Origin of the sequence: Bradyrhizobium sp. CCBAU 45389, from assembly GCF_028128625.1 — a bacterium.
GTDB classification, from domain to species: domain Bacteria; phylum Pseudomonadota; class Alphaproteobacteria; order Rhizobiales; family Xanthobacteraceae; genus Bradyrhizobium; species Bradyrhizobium liaoningense_B.
In genome coordinates this window covers 101,142-118,121 of sequence record NZ_LBIY01000079.1, presented here as the reverse complement: position 1 = coordinate 118,121, position 16,980 = coordinate 101,142, and the positions used below count along the sequence as shown (strand labels likewise).

At 64.5% G+C, this 16,980-nt stretch carries 16 protein-coding genes; 10 read left to right on the top strand and 6 right to left on the bottom strand.

Going from position 1 to position 16,980, the window contains the following annotated elements:
- The 4 genes from XH79_RS11830 to tyrS all read right to left on the bottom strand — a co-directional run.
- Positions 1 to 1,248 (bottom strand): methyl-accepting chemotaxis protein (locus XH79_RS11830; protein ID WP_271581772.1); only part of this gene is annotated, 1,248 nt, incomplete at its 3' end.
- A 362-nt stretch (positions 1,249 to 1,610) separates the two neighbouring features.
- Entirely contained in the window at positions 1,611 to 2,054 is a 444-nt protein-coding gene (locus XH79_RS11825; protein ID WP_212336889.1) for a DoxX family protein, read from the bottom strand.
- Between the two features lie 220 nt (positions 2,055 to 2,274).
- Entirely contained in the window at positions 2,275 to 3,534 is a 1,260-nt protein-coding gene (locus XH79_RS11820) for an MFS transporter (protein WP_271581771.1), read from the bottom strand.
- A 56-nt stretch (positions 3,535 to 3,590) separates the two neighbouring features.
- Positions 3,591 to 4,844 carry a tyrosine--tRNA ligase gene (tyrS, locus tag XH79_RS11815; RefSeq protein ID WP_271581770.1) on the bottom strand — a complete coding sequence of 418 codons (1,254 nt, stop codon included), beginning with the start codon at positions 4,842 to 4,844 and terminating at the stop codon, positions 3,591 to 3,593.
- 165 nt (positions 4,845 to 5,009) lie between these two features.
- On the opposite strand from tyrS, the gene XH79_RS11810 reads away from it, so the two are divergent.
- The 3 genes from XH79_RS11810 (at position 5,010) to XH79_RS11800 (ending at position 7,221) form a co-directional block, all read left to right on the top strand.
- The gene (locus XH79_RS11810; RefSeq protein WP_271581769.1) at positions 5,010 to 6,113 is read left to right on the top strand and encodes an anhydro-N-acetylmuramic acid kinase; all 1,104 of its coding nucleotides are present in this window, start codon (positions 5,010 to 5,012) and stop codon (positions 6,111 to 6,113) included.
- A gap of 97 nt (positions 6,114 to 6,210) precedes the next feature.
- The gene (locus XH79_RS11805) at positions 6,211 to 6,888 is read left to right on the top strand and encodes a glutathione S-transferase family protein (protein WP_271581768.1); all 678 of its coding nucleotides are present in this window, start codon (positions 6,211 to 6,213) and stop codon (positions 6,886 to 6,888) included.
- A 9-nt stretch (positions 6,889 to 6,897) separates the two neighbouring features.
- Entirely contained in the window at positions 6,898 to 7,221 is a 324-nt protein-coding gene (locus XH79_RS11800) for a DMT family transporter (protein WP_271581767.1), read from the top strand.
- Here the strand turns inward: XH79_RS11800 and XH79_RS11795 are convergent.
- Entirely contained in the window at positions 7,218 to 7,865 is a 648-nt protein-coding gene (locus XH79_RS11795; protein WP_008143006.1) for an alpha/beta hydrolase, read from the bottom strand. The genes XH79_RS11800 and XH79_RS11795 overlap by 4 nt on opposite strands.
- A gap of 332 nt (positions 7,866 to 8,197) precedes the next feature.
- Positions 8,198 to 9,151 (bottom strand): LytTR family DNA-binding domain-containing protein, encoded by a 954-nt coding sequence (locus XH79_RS11790; protein WP_271581766.1) that lies wholly within the window; start codon positions 9,149 to 9,151, stop codon positions 8,198 to 8,200.
- A gap of 44 nt (positions 9,152 to 9,195) precedes the next feature.
- On the opposite strand from XH79_RS11790, the gene XH79_RS11785 reads away from it, so the two are divergent.
- The 7 genes from XH79_RS11785 to XH79_RS11755 all read left to right on the top strand — a co-directional run bounded on the left by XH79_RS11785 (position 9,196) and on the right by XH79_RS11755 (position 16,969).
- Complete coding sequence (locus tag XH79_RS11785; RefSeq protein WP_271581765.1) at positions 9,196 to 10,407, top strand: acyltransferase family protein; 1,212 nt, start codon at positions 9,196 to 9,198, stop codon at positions 10,405 to 10,407.
- A 51-nt stretch (positions 10,408 to 10,458) separates the two neighbouring features.
- Positions 10,459 to 11,598 carry a cysteine desulfurase family protein gene (locus XH79_RS11780; RefSeq protein ID WP_271581764.1) on the top strand — a complete coding sequence of 380 codons (1,140 nt, stop codon included), beginning with the start codon at positions 10,459 to 10,461 and terminating at the stop codon, positions 11,596 to 11,598.
- Between the two features lie 114 nt (positions 11,599 to 11,712).
- Positions 11,713 to 13,209, top strand: coding sequence for a Fe-S cluster assembly protein SufB (gene sufB, locus XH79_RS11775; protein WP_271581763.1), 1,497 nt, complete (start codon positions 11,713 to 11,715; stop codon positions 13,207 to 13,209).
- A gap of 61 nt (positions 13,210 to 13,270) precedes the next feature.
- Positions 13,271 to 14,023, top strand: coding sequence for a Fe-S cluster assembly ATPase SufC (gene sufC / locus XH79_RS11770; protein ID WP_018641709.1), 753 nt, complete (start codon positions 13,271 to 13,273; stop codon positions 14,021 to 14,023).
- A gap of 11 nt (positions 14,024 to 14,034) precedes the next feature.
- A complete protein-coding gene (sufD, locus tag XH79_RS11765) occupies positions 14,035 to 15,357 on the top strand; it encodes a Fe-S cluster assembly protein SufD (protein WP_271581762.1) in 1,323 nt (440 codons plus the stop codon).
- Complete coding sequence (locus tag XH79_RS11760) at positions 15,354 to 16,601, top strand: cysteine desulfurase (protein WP_271581761.1); 1,248 nt, start codon at positions 15,354 to 15,356, stop codon at positions 16,599 to 16,601. The genes sufD and XH79_RS11760 overlap by 4 nt, the downstream gene beginning before the upstream one ends.
- Complete coding sequence (locus XH79_RS11755) at positions 16,598 to 16,969, top strand: SUF system Fe-S cluster assembly protein (RefSeq protein WP_018641712.1); 372 nt, start codon at positions 16,598 to 16,600, stop codon at positions 16,967 to 16,969. The genes XH79_RS11760 and XH79_RS11755 overlap by 4 nt, the downstream gene beginning before the upstream one ends.
- Positions 16,970 to 16,980 lie beyond the last annotated feature (11 nt).

Below are 16,980 nucleotides of genomic sequence, written 5' to 3'. Positions count from 1 at the left end.
ATTGAGCGCGAGCAGGTTGGTCTGAGCTGCGATGCTGGAGATCAGCTCGGCGACGTGCTCGATCTGCTGGGCGCCGTCCGAGAGCGCCCGCACAATGGTGTCGGTGCGGCGCGCGCTGTCGACGGCGCGCCCCGTCACTTCGGCCGATTGCGCGACCTGGCGGCTGATCTCGGTGATGGAGGAGGAGAGCTCCTCGGCGGCGGCGGCGACGGTCTGGACGCGCTGGCTGGCTTCGGTGGCGGCGGAGCCGACCACGGCGGCGCGGCGGTTGGTGCCTTCGGCGGTCGAGGACATCGACTTGGCGGTGGTCTCAAGCTCGCCGGAGCCGGAGGCCATCAGGCCGACGAGCTGGCCGACGGAGGCATCGAAGCGGTCGGCAAGCGCAATCAGGGCCTCGCGCTTCTCCTGCTCGCTGCGGGCCTTGGCGGCAACCTGCTCGGCTTCCAGATTGCGGGCCGTCAGCGCGGTCTGACGCAGGACTTCGAGCGTCTCTGCCATGCGGCCGATCTCGTCGCCGCGGTCGGTCTCTTCGACCGGCTTGTCGATGGCGCCTTCGGAAATCGCCTGCATGCGGTTCTTCTGGCGGTCGAGCGCGCCGAGCACATCGCGGGCAATCAGCCAGGACAGCGTCGCCATCAGCAGCATCAGGCCGACGCCGATCGCAGCGAGCTCCAACGTCAGCGCGCGCACGTCGGCGTCGATGTCGTCGACGTAAAGGCCGTAGCTGATCGTCACGTTCCAGGGGACGAATTTGCGCGTGAACACGGTCTTGCGCACGGGCTCGGTTTGGCCGGGGCGGGGATAGAGATAGGAGGCCACGCCGCCCTGTGCATTCTGATTGGCCGCGTTGAGGATGGCGTCGGCGATGAGAACGCCGTTGGAGTCGGTCGCGCCGGTGATCTTGCCTTCAAGCTGCTGGTTGGCGCCGTTCACGAACAGCGAGGTGTCGGGATTGTAGACGACGGGGTAGCCTTGCCCGCCGTTGAAGCTCATGCGGCGGCCGCGCTGGTGGAACTGGGCCTTGGCCTCGGCCTGCGTCAGCTTGCCGGCGGCAACCTCGTCCTGGAGCGATTGTGCGTAGTTGTAGAGCAGCTCCACCGCGGTCCGCATCTGCTGGACGCGGTCCTCCATCATGCGGCTCTTGCTGAGCACGGCCGATACGCCGATGATGGCCGTCACCGTGAGCGCCGCGAGGCAGACCATGCTGGCGAGCTTGGTGCGGATCTTCAGATGGCTGAGCAGCTTCATCGCGGCCTCTACAAATGGTTGTTATTGCTCGCGTCGGTAGCATGAAGTTCTTACCAATCATGAATGGACGCGTGCGGCGCGCTGCCGCGCGCAACACCGTTCGCAGCCGGATGCACAATTCTGCAGGCAAATCGCCGCGTTTCGGCGTCTGCCGATGCGGACTGCCCGGGAAAATCGATGTTGGATTCTGGTAGCTACGGAGCAGGGCAGGACCGGCAATGAATCGATTCGTTCATCGCATCATCATGTCCGTGCTGCTGGTCGCGGCCCTCGTTCTGATCTGGAACGTGCTGGGGGCGCGTTGATGCGGCACCGGCGAATCCGCCGGTGCCGCGTTGCTTGCGAAGTGATCCGGGGGCGCCTCAGCGCCGGGCGAACGCGCCGCCGGCTGCGCCGCTCTCCTTGCCCATCGCGGCATCGACGCTGATCGGACCGCCGCCGGCGGCCGACAGGTAGAGACAGGCGAAGCAGAACAGGATCGCTGCGGTGCCGCCATTGAGCAGCGGCAGGAACACCGGCGCATCGCCCTTGAACATGTGACCCATGAAGTAGGCGAAGGCCATTTCACCCGAGAGGATGAAAGCGGCGAGGCGCGAGAACAGGCCGATCATCAACAGCCCGCCAACCACCAGCTCGATCGTCCCGGCCGCGCCGTAGAGTGACATCAGTTCGACTTTTGCGAACATCGGCACAGGCGGGAACTTGAACAGCTTTGCGATGCCGTACTGGAACAGCAAGAGGCCGGTGATGAAGCGAAACAGGCTCAGAAGAACCGGTTGAAAGCGAGAGAGAAAAGAAAAGTCCATTGGTTTTGCCCTCCATCCAATCTAGCGACTTGGACCGCATTCGGTTCCTCCTCGCAAGCCACCCAGGATAAATTCCGCGCTGACATTTTTGTCATGTCGGACATAACACCGCAGGCTGGGGTTTCAGCCGCGTGCAGCCCGTATTTTTTGCGCGTATTCGCACCAGTCCCGTCCGTAATTTTCCGGTGGCGCGAATGCGATCAAGTTACCCCTGAGATACCTATCGGCGCAAGGCGGGCACAATCAGGAATGGAATCATTCCGAGGACGACGCTCGCAAGTGCGAAGGCGAGCAGTGCGTTGTAGCCGTGGGTCGCGTCGTGGATCAGGCCGCCGCTCCAGGAGCCGAACGCCGAGCCGAGCCCACTGCCGATCGAGATCGTGCCGTAGATGGTGCCTACGCGCTTGCCCTGGAAGATCCGCATCGCGGTTGCGCTGATCAGCGGGCCGCGCGAGCCCATCATGCTGCCGAAGCAGACGACGAAGCCGGTGAGCAGCAGAATGTTCGGCGAATATTGCAGCAGCCAGAGCAGGACGATACCGAGGATCGAGATGGCGTAGCTCAGCAGCACGGACGGCCGGCGTCCGATCAGCCCATCGAGCGCGGAGACGCCGAGCATCCCGAACACCAGCACGACGCCGGAGAAGCCCCAGGCGGTCGCGGCCTGGAGCGGCGGAAAGCCGGCATCGATCAGATAGGCCACAATCTGGGCTGCGATCGCATACATGCCGACGGCGGTGAAGAAGAAGGTCGAGAACAGCGCCCAGAAGGCGTGGTGACGCATCGCGCCGAGAAGCGTCCAGCCGTTGTCGACGAAATCAGGATCCGTCCTCTTCACGACATGCGGCGAGCCCGCGGCGAACAGGCGCCACGGCAAGAGCAGGAGCGGTACCAGCAGGCCCAATGCGGCGAAGCCGAACAGTTGGTAGGTGTCGCGCCAGCCGATGTGATCGATCAGCAGTTGCGAGGCCGGCAGCAGCGCCAGCACGCCGCCGCCCATCGCCGAATACACCACCGACATCGCGGTCGGCAGGCGCGGCCCGAACCAGCGGCCGAGCAGGATCGAGTTCGGCACGATGCCGATGAAGGCGATGCCGATGCCGACGCAGAGGCCGATCGAGAGCTGGAATTGCCACAGATGCTGCGCGTGCGCGGCGATCAGGAAGGCGGCGCCGAGCAGCAGCAGGCCGAGTGCATAGACGATGCGCGGTCCGGAATGATCGAACAGGCGTCCGACGAAGGGGGCGGTGAGGCCGCTCGCGAGCCAGGTGAGCGAATAGACCGAGACGATCTGCGCGCGGTCCCAGCCAAAGCTTTCCGAGATCGGCTTCAGGAACACCGTGAAGCTGTCGCCGAGCCCGCGGCCCAGCACGGCCAGCGTGAAGCAGAGCGCAAGCACGGTGAGCGCGATGCGCACGGCGCCTTGCGGTGTCGCCGCAAGGCCGTTCTTGTTCGTCTCCCTGGGCGTGTTCTGGTCCATTGCCCGTCAGGGAGCGCGCATCGACGCGCCCTGACAAGCATCAAAAGCTCATACGCCTATGCAGGCTTGATCAGGACGTGCTTCTTCTTGCCGAAGGACAGCTTGACCACGCCTTCCGGCGTCAGATTGGCCACTGAGAGCGCCATCTTCTCGTCGGTGACGGGCGCATCGTTGACGCGAAGGCCGCCGCCCTTGATCTGACGCCGCGCCTCGCCATTGGAGGCGACCAGGCCCGCCTTGACGAAGGCGTTGAGCACGCCGAGCCCTGCGTCGAGTTCGCCGCGCGGAATTTCCACGGTCGGGAGACTCTCTGCGAGCGCGCCTTCCTCGAAAGTGCGGCGCGCGGTTTCGGCTGCTTCGTTTGCTGCGTCGCGGCCGTGCAGCAGCGCGGTCGCCTCGGTCGCGAGCACCTTCTTGGCCTCGTTGATCTCGGAGCCACCGAGCGCCTCGAGCTTCTTGATCTCAGCTATCGGCAGCGTCGTGAACAGCTTCAGGAACTTGCCGACGTCGGCATCCTCGGTGTTGCGCCAGTACTGCCAGAAATCGTAAGGCGAGAACTGGTCGGCGTTGAGCCAGACCGCGCCTTGCGCGGTCTTGCCCATCTTGGCGCCCGACGCCGTCGTCAGCAGCGGCGTCGTCAGCGCGAACAGCTGATGGGTGCCCATGCGGCGACCGAGATCGACGCCCATGATGATGTTGCCCCACTGGTCGGAGCCGCCCATCTGCAACTTGCAGCCGGTACGCTTGGCGAGCTCGACGAAGTCGTAGGCCTGGCAGACCATGTAGTTGAACTCGATGAAGCTCATCTCCTGCTCGCGCTCGAGACGCAGGCGCACGGAGTCCATGGTCAGCATGCGGTTGACCGAGAAGTGCCGGCCGACGTCGCGCAGCATCTCGATCCAGTTCAGCTTGGTCAGCCACTCCGCATTGTCGAGCATGATGGCGTCGCTCTTGCCGTCGCCATAGTGGAGCACCTTTGCGAACACGCCGCGGATCGATTCCTTGTTGGCCTCGATCTCGGCGATGGTGCGCATCGCCCGCGTCTCGTCCTTGCCGGAGGGATCGCCGACCATGGTGGTGCCGCCGCCCATCAGCGTGATCGGCTTGTTGCCGGACTGCTGCAGCCAGTGCAGCATCATCATGGTCAGGTAATTGCCGATGTGCAGCGAGCGGGCAGTGCAATCATAGCCGACATAGGCGGTCGCCTCGCCCTTGGCGGCGAGCGCGTCCAGCCCCTCGAAATCGGAGCATTGGTGGATGAAACCACGTTCCTGCAGGGTGTTGAGGAAATCCGATTTAAATGCAGTCATCTGTCGGCGTGCCTGACAATTCTTGGTTTACTGTTTTGGGAGCAATTTAAGGGTCTTTAGTGGGAACTCGGTTGCTGCCCGCCACCTGGCGCTGTGGCATTATAAGATGTGTCCCTCTGGCACAAGATCGGCATGCCGGAGGGGGTCTGTTGAGGACGCTGATCCATGATGTTGACGGCACTCGGTTTGATGAGCGGCACCTCGCTGGACGGGGTGGACGTCGCGCTGATCGAAACCGACGGGAAGCAGGTGAAGGCGTTCGGGCCGTCCGGCTACCGACCCTATAGCCCCGCCGAGCGCAACTTGCTGCGCCTGGCGCTCTCCGAGGCGGTACATCTGTCGCAGCGCGATGCCCGGCCCGGCGTTCTGGCCGAGGCCGAGCGCGCGGTGACGCTGGCCCATGCCGAGGCGGTCGCCGCCTTCGTCGCCCAGAACCGGATGAGGCCGGAGGACATCGACATCGTCGGCTTCCATGGCCAGACCGTGCTGCATCGCCCCGAGAAGCGGCTGACGGTACAGATCGGCGATGCGCCGGCGCTCGCCAGGGTGATCCATATTCCTGTCATGCACGACTTCCGCGCCGCCGACGTCGAGGCCGGCGGGCAGGGCGCGCCGCTCGTACCCGTCTACCACCGGGCGCTGGCCAATTCGCTGGAGCGCGAGGGGCCGATCGTCGTGGTCAATATCGGCGGCGTCTCCAACATCACCTATATCGACGGCAACGACACGCTGATCGCCTGCGACACCGGGCCGGGCAATGCGCTGCTCGACGACTTCATGTACCGCACCATGAACCAGGCGTTCGACGCGGAGGGCAAGTTCGCAGCGCTTGGCAAGGCGGATGAAGGCTGGATCGAGCGTGCGCTGGAATTGCCGTTCTTCGCAAGCCCGCCGCCGAAATCGCTCGACCGCAATGACTTTGCCGCGCTCAAGCTCGGCGACGTGGCGCCGGCGGACGGTGCGGCCACGCTCACGGCCTTCACCGCTGCTGCGATCGCCCGGGTCATCCCGCTGCTGCCGCGGCGGCCCCGGAGCTGGATCGTCTGCGGCGGCGGCGCCCGCAACCTCACCATGCTGCGCATGCTTAGGGACCGCGTGGGCTCGGCCACCGTCGAGGCCGCCGAGACCCTCGGATGGGCCTCTGACGCCATCGAGGCGCAGGCCTTCGGCTTCCTTGCCGCCCGCGGTCTGAAGGGGCTGCCGCTGTCCTATCCGGCCACCACGGGCGTACCGATGCCGATGACCGGCGGGGTGATCGCGCGGCCCTGAGGGCGAGGCGGGTTGATGCAGGTGCATGGATCTTGACGAGTAAATGCAGATGCATCTATATTAGATGCAGTTGCATCGAACCGCCGGGATCGCCGCCATGACCGCTTCACTGAAACTCATCAGCCACAAGCTTTGCCCTTATGTGCAGCGTGCCGTGATCGCGCTGAAAGAGAAGGGCGTGCCGTTCGAGCGGGTCGACATCGATCTCGCCAACAAACCCGACTGGTTTCTCAAACTGTCGCCGCTCGGCAAGGTGCCGGTGCTGGTCGTGACGACGGAGCAGGGCGAGGTCGCGCTGTTCGAGAGCAACGTGATCTGCGAATACATCGCGGAGACGCAAGCCGGTGCGAAGCTGCATCCGGAGGATGCCTTGAGACGGGCGGAGCACCGTGCCTGGATGGAGTTCGGCTCGGCGATCCTCGGCGATGTCTGGGGACTGGAGACGACGACCGATCCGGCGACGTTCGACAGCAAGCGCCAGGCGCTTGCGGCAAAATTCGCGCGTGTCGAAGCGGCGTTTGGCGCTGGGCCTTATTTCGCGGGCGAGGCGTTCAGCCTGGTCGATGCCGTGTTCGCACCGATCTTCCGCTATTTCGACCTGTTCGACGAACTGACCGAGCACGGCATCTTCCGCGATGTGCCGAAGGTGCGGGCGTGGCGGACAGCGCTCGCGAAACGCCCGAGCGTGAGCACCGCGGTCGGCGCGGACTATCCGCAATTGCTGCGCGCCTTCCTCGTTCGCCACGACGCGCATCTGCTCAAGCTCGCGGCCTGAGCGTACGTCATGTCGCAATCCTTGGCCTGGCTGATGCTGGTGGTCGCCGGCGCGCTCGATGTCGGCTGGGCGATCTCGATGAAATACGCTGAGGGCTACACGCGTGTAGGCTGGAGCATCGTCTCGCTGATGCTGCTCGCGGCCTTCGTCTTCCTGCTCGGACGGGCGCTGAAGGTGCTCGAGGTCGGCGTCGCCTATTCGGTGTGGACCGGCATTGGAGCTGCCGGCACCTTCGTCATGGGCGTCGTGCTGTTCGGCGAGACCTTGAGCGCGATGAAGCTTGCCGGCATCGCGCTCGTCTTGATGGGAATCGTCGCACTGAAGCTGGCTTAGCGCACGTTCGCCAAGCGCATGTCCAGATACGCCGTGATGGTTTCCATCAGCGGCTCGAGCTTGGCGTCGAAGAAGTGGTTGGCGCCGGGGATGACCTGCTGGTCGATCACGATGCCCTTCTGCGTCTTCAGCTTCTCGACCAGCGTGTTGACGTCCTTCGGCGGCACCACCGCGTCCTTCTCGCCATGCACGATGAGCCCAGAGGACGGGCAGGGCGCAAGGAACGAGAAGTCGTAGAGATTGGCCGGCGGCGCGATCGAGATGAAGCCCTCGACCTCGGGACGGCGCATCAGCAGCTGCATGCCGATCCAGGCGCCGAAGGAGAAGCCGGCGACCCAGCAGGCGCGCGCCTCGGGGTTGATGGTCTGCGCCCAGTCGAGCGCGGCCGCCGCATCCGACAATTCGCCGGTGCCGTGGTCGAACGAGCCCTGGCTGCGACCGACGCCGCGGAAATTGAAGCGCAGCACCGAGAAGCCGCGATGGGCGAAGGCGTAGTAGCACTGGTACACGATCTGATGGTTCATCGTGCCGTGGAACTGCGGATGCGGATGCAGGATCATCGCGATCGGCGCGTTCTTCTGCTTGGCCGGGTGATAGCGGCCTTCGAGACGGCCGGCGGGGCCGGCGAAAATGACTTCAGGCATCGATGGTCTCTTGATTGATGTGCTTGAGCGAGGATCCTCGGCAATCAACCGATTGTGGCTTCATCGGCGGATGCCGACGAAAGCGCGAATGAAGGGTGAGAAGGCGTGCGCCTCGCGGTGATGCGCAAACGGCGCGCGGTGACTTGACGGCCGCGTTCTAACATGGGCCGAGGGGCAAAAAGCAAGCATCTTCGACATCTCTCAATGTGCTCAAGACCTTAGCGGGTCATTCCGGTGTCACGTGCCGGCTCGCTCGCCGCTGCCCGGCGCGTATGCTGTGCCGTAACCATTTGAAACAACGACGCTTTATCGGTTGATGGCGCGGGAATGATTCACGCAGGGGCGGTGCGGCCTCCGAGCGCGGCGACCGAGGGGCGGTAGCGGCGGCTGCCGCCAAGCGTCTGCCCGTTGTCGAATGTGAGCTCGAAATCTCCTGACGGCTTGAACTCCACACCGCTCACCCGGCCCAGATTGGCAAGCCTGGTTCGGTGAACGCGCACGATGGCGAAGCGGGCCAGATCGCTTTCGGTCGCCGCAAGCGTGCCGCGGATCAGGTGCTGCGTTCCGTCGGCGAGGCTGTATTCGATGTAGTTGCCGGCGGAGGCGACCCACAGGATGTCGCGAGGGGCGACGCGAATGCGGCTTGTACCGTCCCGAAGCCAGATCAGATCGGAGGAGGGGTGCTCCGGCGGAGCGGCCTGCATGGATGCGGCCGCGAGTGCGGCCTTCCTGAACTCGCGCCGGCTTTCGATCAGCCATAGCGTGGCGCCAAGCAGGATAACGGTCACGGCATCCTTGCGGAACTCGTACAGGACCGTCGCGAGCGAGAAATGGAAGTCGTAGGCACTTCCCGCGAGCCAGAGCGCCAGTTTCCGGATCCACACCATGCCGGCGATGTGGATGGCGGAGAAGCCGAGCAGGGCGATCGCCCCGATTCCAGCACGTGCTACCAGGCTTGGTGTATGCCGCATGCGCCGGACGGCCAAAATCAGGATTGGCACCAGCAGCAGGATGACGATGATGCTCGACAGCTCCCAGAACAGCCGCCGGCCGACATCGGAGCGGTCGCCGCGCCAGGCGGCGTCCTGCGCGCCGGAGAGCGCATTGACGATTCCAATGGCGAGCGCAACCGCCGCGATCGCTCCGAACATCGTCCAGTCGCCACGACTGATCACGCCGCGCCAACCGCTCGTCCCAGCGGCCGACGCCTCGTCCCCGCGCGCCCGGTCCTGATCCCAAGCCGTCTCGACGCGCTCCGTATCAGGAGCATTTTGGCTCTCAGCCATGGCCCGAAAACCGGGTTTGTCGTGCCGTCAGGGAGCAGAGAACCATGTCAACACCGCAGCAATTTGCAGCCCAGGAACGACGCATCGACCTGGATTGGGTGCGGATTTTAGCCTTCGGGCTCCTGATCTTCTACCATGTCGGCATGCTCTACGTGTCCTGGGGATTTCACATCAAGAGCGTGCATCGGCTGGTCTGGCTCGAGCCGGTGATGCTGCTCCTCAATCCCTGGCGGCTGTCGCTGCTGTTCCTGGTCTCCGGCGTCGCCAGCCGCTTCATGCTGGGAAAGTACCAGCTCGCGGCCTTCGCCCGCGCTCGATCGGCGCGGCTCTTGATCCCACTGGCCTTCGGCATGCTCGTGATCGTGCCGCCGCAGTCCTATCTCCAGATTGTCGAGAGCCTCGGCTACCCCCAAAGTTCCTATCTCCAAGGTTTTGCCGATTTCTACGTCCAGCACTACCTGGCGTTCAGCGCGCAGTTCTGCCCGACTCCCTGCATCGTGCAGCCGACCTGGAACCACCTTTGGTTCGTGGTTTATCTCTGGGTTTACACAATGGCCTTGGCTGGCGTGCTGGCGTTGTGGCCGGCTGGCGCAGACTGGGTTGGTGAGAGGCTGGGGCGCGTGCTCGTTGGACCGCGGCTGCTGGTGCTGCCGTGCCTGCTGTTCGCGGCCTGGCGGCTGTTTCTGTTCCCGACCTTTCCGTCGACGCATGCGCTGTTCGGCGATTGGTACAACCATGCGGACTATGCGACCGCGTTCCTGATCGGCTTCCTGCTTGCGCGCCAGGAAAGTGTCTGGCGCGATATCGAGCGTCAGCGCTGGGTGGCGCTGGCAATGGCGGTCGCTTGCTTTGCCGCCTTCATCCTCGTTTATGCCGGCTTGTTTCCGCGGTCGCCGATGCTGAGATGGTTCGCAGGCTCGGTCTATGGCTGTTACCAATGGGCCGCGATGGCCGCTGTGCTCGGCTTTGCGCGGCGCCATTTGATGACGGCAGACGGTCCCGTGCGCCGCTATCTCACCGATGCGATCTTTCCCTATTACATCGTGCATCAGACCGCGATCATTGTGATCGCGCACGCGCTGCGGGGCAGCGGCCTGTCGGCCGGAAGCGAGGCCGCCCTAGTGATATCGGGCACCGCGCTCACTTGTATCGTCACCTATGAGGTCGCGCGGCGGATCGCATGGCTGCGGCCGCTGTTCGGGCTGCGGATGGAGGCCCGATCGTCGGGCAGGATCGCGCAGCGGCAGCCGGCCTGATGCGCGCCGGGGGCCGATTGGCGCGAAGGCAAAAGGTGCTAAGAGGGCGCCATGCCGAGCCGCGTTTATCTCGATTGGAATGCGACCACGCCGCTGCGCCCCGAGGCGCGGGCTGCGATGATCGCGGCGTATGATCTCGTCGGCAATCCATCCTCGGTGCATGCTGAAGGGCGGGAGGCGCGGCGGCTGGTCGAGGACGCCCGCGCCGCGCTCGCGGCTGCGGTCGGTGGGGTGCCGCGCAATGTCGTCTTCACCTCCGCTGGAACCGAGGCCAATGCGCTGGCGCTGTCGCCCGGACTGCGGGGACCGGCCGGTCGTCCCGTCGAGCGGCTGCTGGTCTCTGCCGTTGAGCACGCCTCGGTGCTGTCAGGCGGCCGGTTCCCCGCGGACAGGATTGGCCAGATTCAGGTTACGCGCGCCGGCGTGGTCGACCTCGACCATCTGAAGTCGCAGCTCATGAACGGACCGCCTGCGCTGGTCTCGATCATGGCGGCCAACAATGAGACCGGCGCGCTCCAGCCGGTCGCCGAGGCGGCACGGATCGTTCACGAGGCGGGCGGGCTCCTGCACGTCGATGCGATCCAGGCGCTCGGCAAAATCACGTTTAATATTAACCAGGTAGGCGCGGACCTTGCGACCTTTTCTGCGCACAAGATCGGCGGCCCCAAGGGCGTCGGCGCGCTGGTCGTGGCGGAGGGGATTGCAGGACTGGAGCCGTTGCTGCGAGGGGGCGGGCAGGAGCTCAGCCGCCGCGCCGGAACCGAGAATGTCGCGGGTATCGCCGGCTTCGGCGCTGCCGTGAAGGCCGCGCTTCAGGCTCTGCCGGAGGATGCGGAGCGGATGGCAACCCTCAGAGATCGCTTGGAAAACGGCATCGGGGCGATCGCCGGGGCGACGGTTTTCTCGGGCGACGTGGCGCGGTTGCCGAATACCACTTTGTTCACCGCGACCGGTCTCAAGGCCGAGACCGCCGTGATCGGCTTCGACCTCGAAGGGGTCGCGGTGTCTTCCGGCTCGGCCTGCTCCTCGGGCAAGGTCCAGCCGTCCCACGTGCTGTCGGCCATGGGGTACGACCCCGCGACGGCGCAGGGAGCAGTGCGCCTCAGTCTGGGCTGGTCCACGGAACCCGAGGATATCAATAGGGCGTTAGAGGCTTGGCGAAAGCTCGGTAATACCCTACTTAAGGGATAAGGTGACGAAACACGGCTTGAACGGTTCTAAGCACGTGCTTTCCGCCCAGAAACATCGTAATACTCGTCCGAGTTTGATCCACCGCGGTCCTTGAAACCGCGAGCGGAGGATGGAATGCCAGCCGTACAAGAGACGGTCGAGCGCGTGAAGCGCATCGACGTCGACCAGTATCGTTATGGGTTTGAGACCCTGATCGACTCCGAGAAGGCCCCCAAGGGGCTGTCGGAAGAGATCGTAAAATTCATCTCGCAGAAAAAGAACGAACCCGCCTGGATGCTCCAGTGGCGGCTCGAGGCGTATCGCCGTTGGCTGACCATGACCGAGCCGACCTGGGCCCGCGTTGACTATCCCAAGATCGACTTCCAGGATCTCTATTACTACGCGGCGCCGAAGCCGAAAAAGTCGGTCACCTCGCTCGATGAGATCGATCCCGAGATCCTGAAGACCTACGAGAAGCTCGGCATCCCCTTGCGGGAAGTCGCCATGCTCGAAGGCGTCGAGCCGAAGGTCGGCGAGGAGGATCCGGCGCGCCGCAAGATCGCGGTCGATGCCGTCTTCGATTCGGTCTCGGTTGCGACCACGTTCAAGGCCGAGCTGAAGAAGGCCGGCGTGATCTTCATGCCGATCTCGGAGGCGATCCGCGAGCACCCTGAGCTGGTGCAGAAGTATCTGGGCTCGGTGGTTCCGACCTCGGACAATTTCTATGCGACGCTGAACTCGGCGGTGTTCTCCGACGGCTCGTTCGTCTACGTGCCGCCGGGCGTGCGCTGTCCGATGGAGCTGTCGACCTATTTTCGCATCAACGAGCGCAACACCGGCCAGTTCGAGCGTACGCTGATCATCGCCGACAAGGGCTCCTACGTCTCCTATCTCGAAGGCTGCACCGCGCCGCAGCGCGACGAGAATCAGCTGCACGCCGCCGTGGTCGAGCTCGTCGCGCTCGATGACGCCGAGATCAAATATTCGACGGTGCAGAACTGGTACCCGGGCAATTCGGAAGGCAAGGGCGGCATCTACAATTTCGTCACCAAGCGTGGCGACTGCCGCGGCGCCAACTCCAAGATCTCCTGGACCCAGGTCGAGACCGGTTCAGCGATCACCTGGAAATATCCGAGCTGCATTCTCCGCGGCGACAACTCGCGCGGCGAGTTCTACTCGATCGCGATCTCGAACGGCTTCCAGCAGGTCGATAGCGGCACCAAGATGATCCATCTCGGCAAGAACACGTCGAGCCGCATCATCTCCAAGGGCATCGCCGCCGGCAAGTCGCAGAACACCTATCGCGGTCTCGTCACGGCGCACCGGAAAGCCACCGGCGCGCGCAACTTCACCGCCTGCGACTCGCTGCTGATCGGCGACAAATGCGGCGCGCACACCGTGCCGTACATCGAGGCCAAGAACTCGTCCGCGACGTTCGAGCACGAGGCGACGACCTCGAAGATCTCCGAGGACGTGCTGTTCTACTGCATCCAGCGCGGCCTCAGCCAGGAAGAAGCTGTCGGCCTCGTCGTCAACGGCTTCGTCAAGGACGTGCTGCAGCAACTGCCGATGGAATTCGCGGTGGAAGCGCAGAAGCTGATCTCGATCTCGCTTGAAGGGTCGGTCGGCTGATCGCTGGCCCTCGCGGCGCGCTCCGGCGCTCCAACATCAATTGAATAGACTGGATACCAAGATGGCTTTGCTTGAAGTGAAAGACCTGAAGGTTCGTGTCGAGGAGCGTGAGATCCTCCACGGGCTGACGCTGACCGTAAACGAGGGCGAGGTGCACGCGATCATGGGGCCGAACGGCTCCGGCAAGTCGACGCTCTCGCACGTCATCGCCGGCAAGCCCGGCTATGAGGTCACCGATGGCCAGATCCTGTTCAAGGGTGAGGACCTCCTGGAGATGGACCCGGACGAGCGCGCCGCCAAGGGCGTGTTCCTGGCGTTCCAGTATCCGGTCGAGATTCCCGGCGTCGCCACCATGACCTTCCTGCGCACCGCGCTGAACGCGCAGCGCAAGGCGCGCGGCGAGAGCGAATATTCGACGCCGGACTTCCTGAAGAAGGTCCGCGAAGTCTCGAAGTCGCTGAACATCCCGCAGGACATGCTCAAGCGCGGCGTCAATGTCGGCTTCTCCGGCGGCGAGAAGAAGCGCAACGAGGTGCTGCAGATGGCGCTGTTCGAGCCCAGCCTGTGCATCCTCGACGAGATGGATTCCGGCCTCGACATCGACGCGCTGCGCATTGCAGCCGACGGCGTCAACGCGCTGCGCTCGCCGGGGCGCGCGATGGTCGTCATCACCCACTATCAGCGGCTGCTGAACTACATCGTGCCTGATTTTGTGCACGTGATGTCGAAGGGCCGCGTCGTGAAGAGCGGCGGCAAGGATCTGGCGCTGGAGCTGGAAGCGTCCGGCTACGCCCAGTTCGAGGATGCCGCGTAAGGAATTTTGCGATGAACGTTGCAGTGGCAAAGACCGGGAACGGCCGCGCGGTGAGCGATCTCTTCGCCAGCGCTGAAGGCCGCCTGCCGGGTTCGCCGGCCGTGGCAGCAGTGCGCCGCGAGGCGTTCGAGACCTATGAGCGTCTCGGCCTGCCGCACCGCCGGATCGAGGAATGGAAATACACCGATCTGCGCGCGCTGGTCGGCGAGGTGTTGCCGCTGGCAGCCAGCCCCGATGCAGCCGCGCTGAAGCGCGCCGCGGAGGCCGTGAAGGCGAATGCGATCGCGGGCGCCCGCAAGCTGGTGCTGGTCGACGGCGTGTTCGCGGCCGATCTCTCCGACGTGAAGGCGCTTGCCGCCGAGGTCAGCGTCAAGACGCTGCGCGAGGTCCTGGCGAACGAGGCCAATCCCGCCGCTGGCGACCTCCTCCAGACTGCGTCGACCGATGCGGTCATCTCGCTCAATGCGGCCATGGCGACCGACGGCGTCGTGGTCTCAGTGGCTGACGGCACCCATTTGTCCGCGCCGATCCAGGTCATCCATGTTGCGACCGCGGCTGGTGCGTCCGCCTTTACCCGCTCGCATCTGCGGATTGGCAAAGGGGTGCGTGCCACTGTCGTAGAGAGCTTCGTCGCAGCCGGAAAGGCCGGCGGCTATCAGGTCAACGACGCGGTGGTCCTCTGGGTCGGTGACGACGCCGATATCGCGCATATCCGCCTGATGGACGATGCGCCCGACGCGGTGAACGTCTCGTCGCAATTCGTCACCGTCGGCGCCAATGTGAAGCTCAACTTCTTCAACATGACGACCGGTGCGGCGGTCAGTCGCCTGCAAGGCTTCATTATGCTCTCGGGCGAGGGCAGCGAGCTCTTGGCCAACGGCGTCAACCTGCTGCAGAAGACCGAGCATGGCGACACCACGCTGGTCGTCGACCACGCCGTGCCGAACTGCGTCAGCCGCGAGGTCTTCCGCGCCGTGATCGACGATCGCGCCCATTCGGTGTTCCAGGGCCGCATCATCGTCCGCCCCGACGCGCAGAAGACCGACGGCAAGATGATGACGCGTGCGCTGCTGCTCTCGGACGAGGCCGAGGCCGACAACAAGCCCGAGCTGGAAATCTTTGCCGACGACGTCTCCTGCGGCCACGGCGCCACCGCCGGCGCGCTGGACGACAGCCTCTTGTTCTATCTGAAGGCGCGCGGCCTGCCGGAGAAGCAGGCCCAGGCGCTGCTGATCCAGGCCTTCGTGGGCGAGGCGATCGAGCAGATCGCCGATGACGGTTTGCGCGAGCACGTGATCGGCATCGCCGAGCGTTGGCTGGAGCGTCGGTCATGAGCACGCATCCGGCAGTCAAGAACGGCGCCTATGACGTTGCGCGCGTGCGCCAGGACTTTCCGGCGCTCGCCATGCAGGTCTACGGCAAGAAGCTGGTCTATCTCGACAACGCCGCCTCCGCGCAGAAGCCGAGCGCCGTGCTCGAGCGTATGACGCAGGCTTATCAGTCCGAATACGCCAACGTGCATCGCGGCCTGCACTACCTCGCCAATGCCGCGACCGAAGCCTATGAGGGCGGCCGCACCAAAGTCGCGCAGTTCATCAATGCTGCCCGTACCGAGGAAGTGATCTTCACCCGCAACGCGACCGAGGCGATCAATCTGGTGGCCTCGTCCTGGGGCGGGCCGAATATCAAGGACGGCGACGAGATCGTCATCTCGATCATGGAGCACCACTCCAACATCGTGCCGTGGCATTTCCTCAGGGAGCGCCAGGGTGCGGTGATCAAGTGGGCGCCGGTCGACGACGAGGGCAATTTCCTCATCGACGAGTTCGAGAAGCTGCTGACATCGAAGACCAAGCTGGTCGCGATCACGCAGATGTCGAACGCGCTCGGCACCATCGTGCCGGTCAAGGACGTCGTCAAAATCGCGCATGCCCGCGGCATCCCCGTGCTGGTCGACGGCAGCCAGGGCGCGGTGCATCTGCCAGTCGACGTCCAGGACATCGGCTGCGACTTCTACGTCTTCACCGGCCACAAGGTTTATGGTCCGACCGGCATCGGCGTGCTCTGGGCCAAGTACGACCACCTCGTCGCGATGCGCCCCTTCAACGGCGGCGGCGAGATGATCCGCGAGGTCTCGCGCGAGGTCGTCACCTATGGCGATCCCCCGCACAAATTCGAGGCGGGCACGCCCGCGATCGTCGAGGCGGTCGGCCTTGGTGCCGCGATCGACTACGTCAATTCGATCGGCAAGGAGCGCATCGCAGCGCACGAGCACGATCTCACCACCTATGCCCAGGATCGCTTGCGCGAGATCAACTCGCTGCGGCTGATCGGCACGGCGCGCGGCAAGGGCCCGGTGATCTCCTTCGAGCTCAAGGGCGCCCATGCCCACGACGTCGCCACCGTGATCGACCGCCAGGGCATCGCGGTGCGCGCCGGCACGCATTGCGTGATGCCGCTTTTAGAGCGGTTCAACGTGACCGCGACGTGCCGGGCTTCGTTCGGCATGTATAATACGCGGGAAGAAGTCGATCATCTGGCACAGGCGCTGCTGAAGGCGCGGGATTTGTTCGCATGAGTGACACGGCCGAAATCAAAGCCAATCCGATGGAGACCCATTCGGCGTTGCCGCCGGAGGAGACCGAGCGGCTGACCCGCGAGATCATCGCCGGACTCAAGACCGTGTTCGACCCGGAAATCCCCGCCGACATCTACGAGCTCGGCCTGATCTACAAGGTCGAGATCAAGGACGACCGCTCCGTCGATGTCCAGATGACGCTGACGACGCCGAACTGTCCGGCCGCCGGCGAGCTGCCGACCATGGTCGAGAACGCGGTCGCCAGCGTCCCCGGCGTCGGCGTGGTCGACGTCAAGGTGGTCTGGGAACCGCCGTGGTCGCCCGAGCGCATGAGCGACGAGGCCCGCCTCGTGCTCAACATGTGGTGACGGTCTCAACG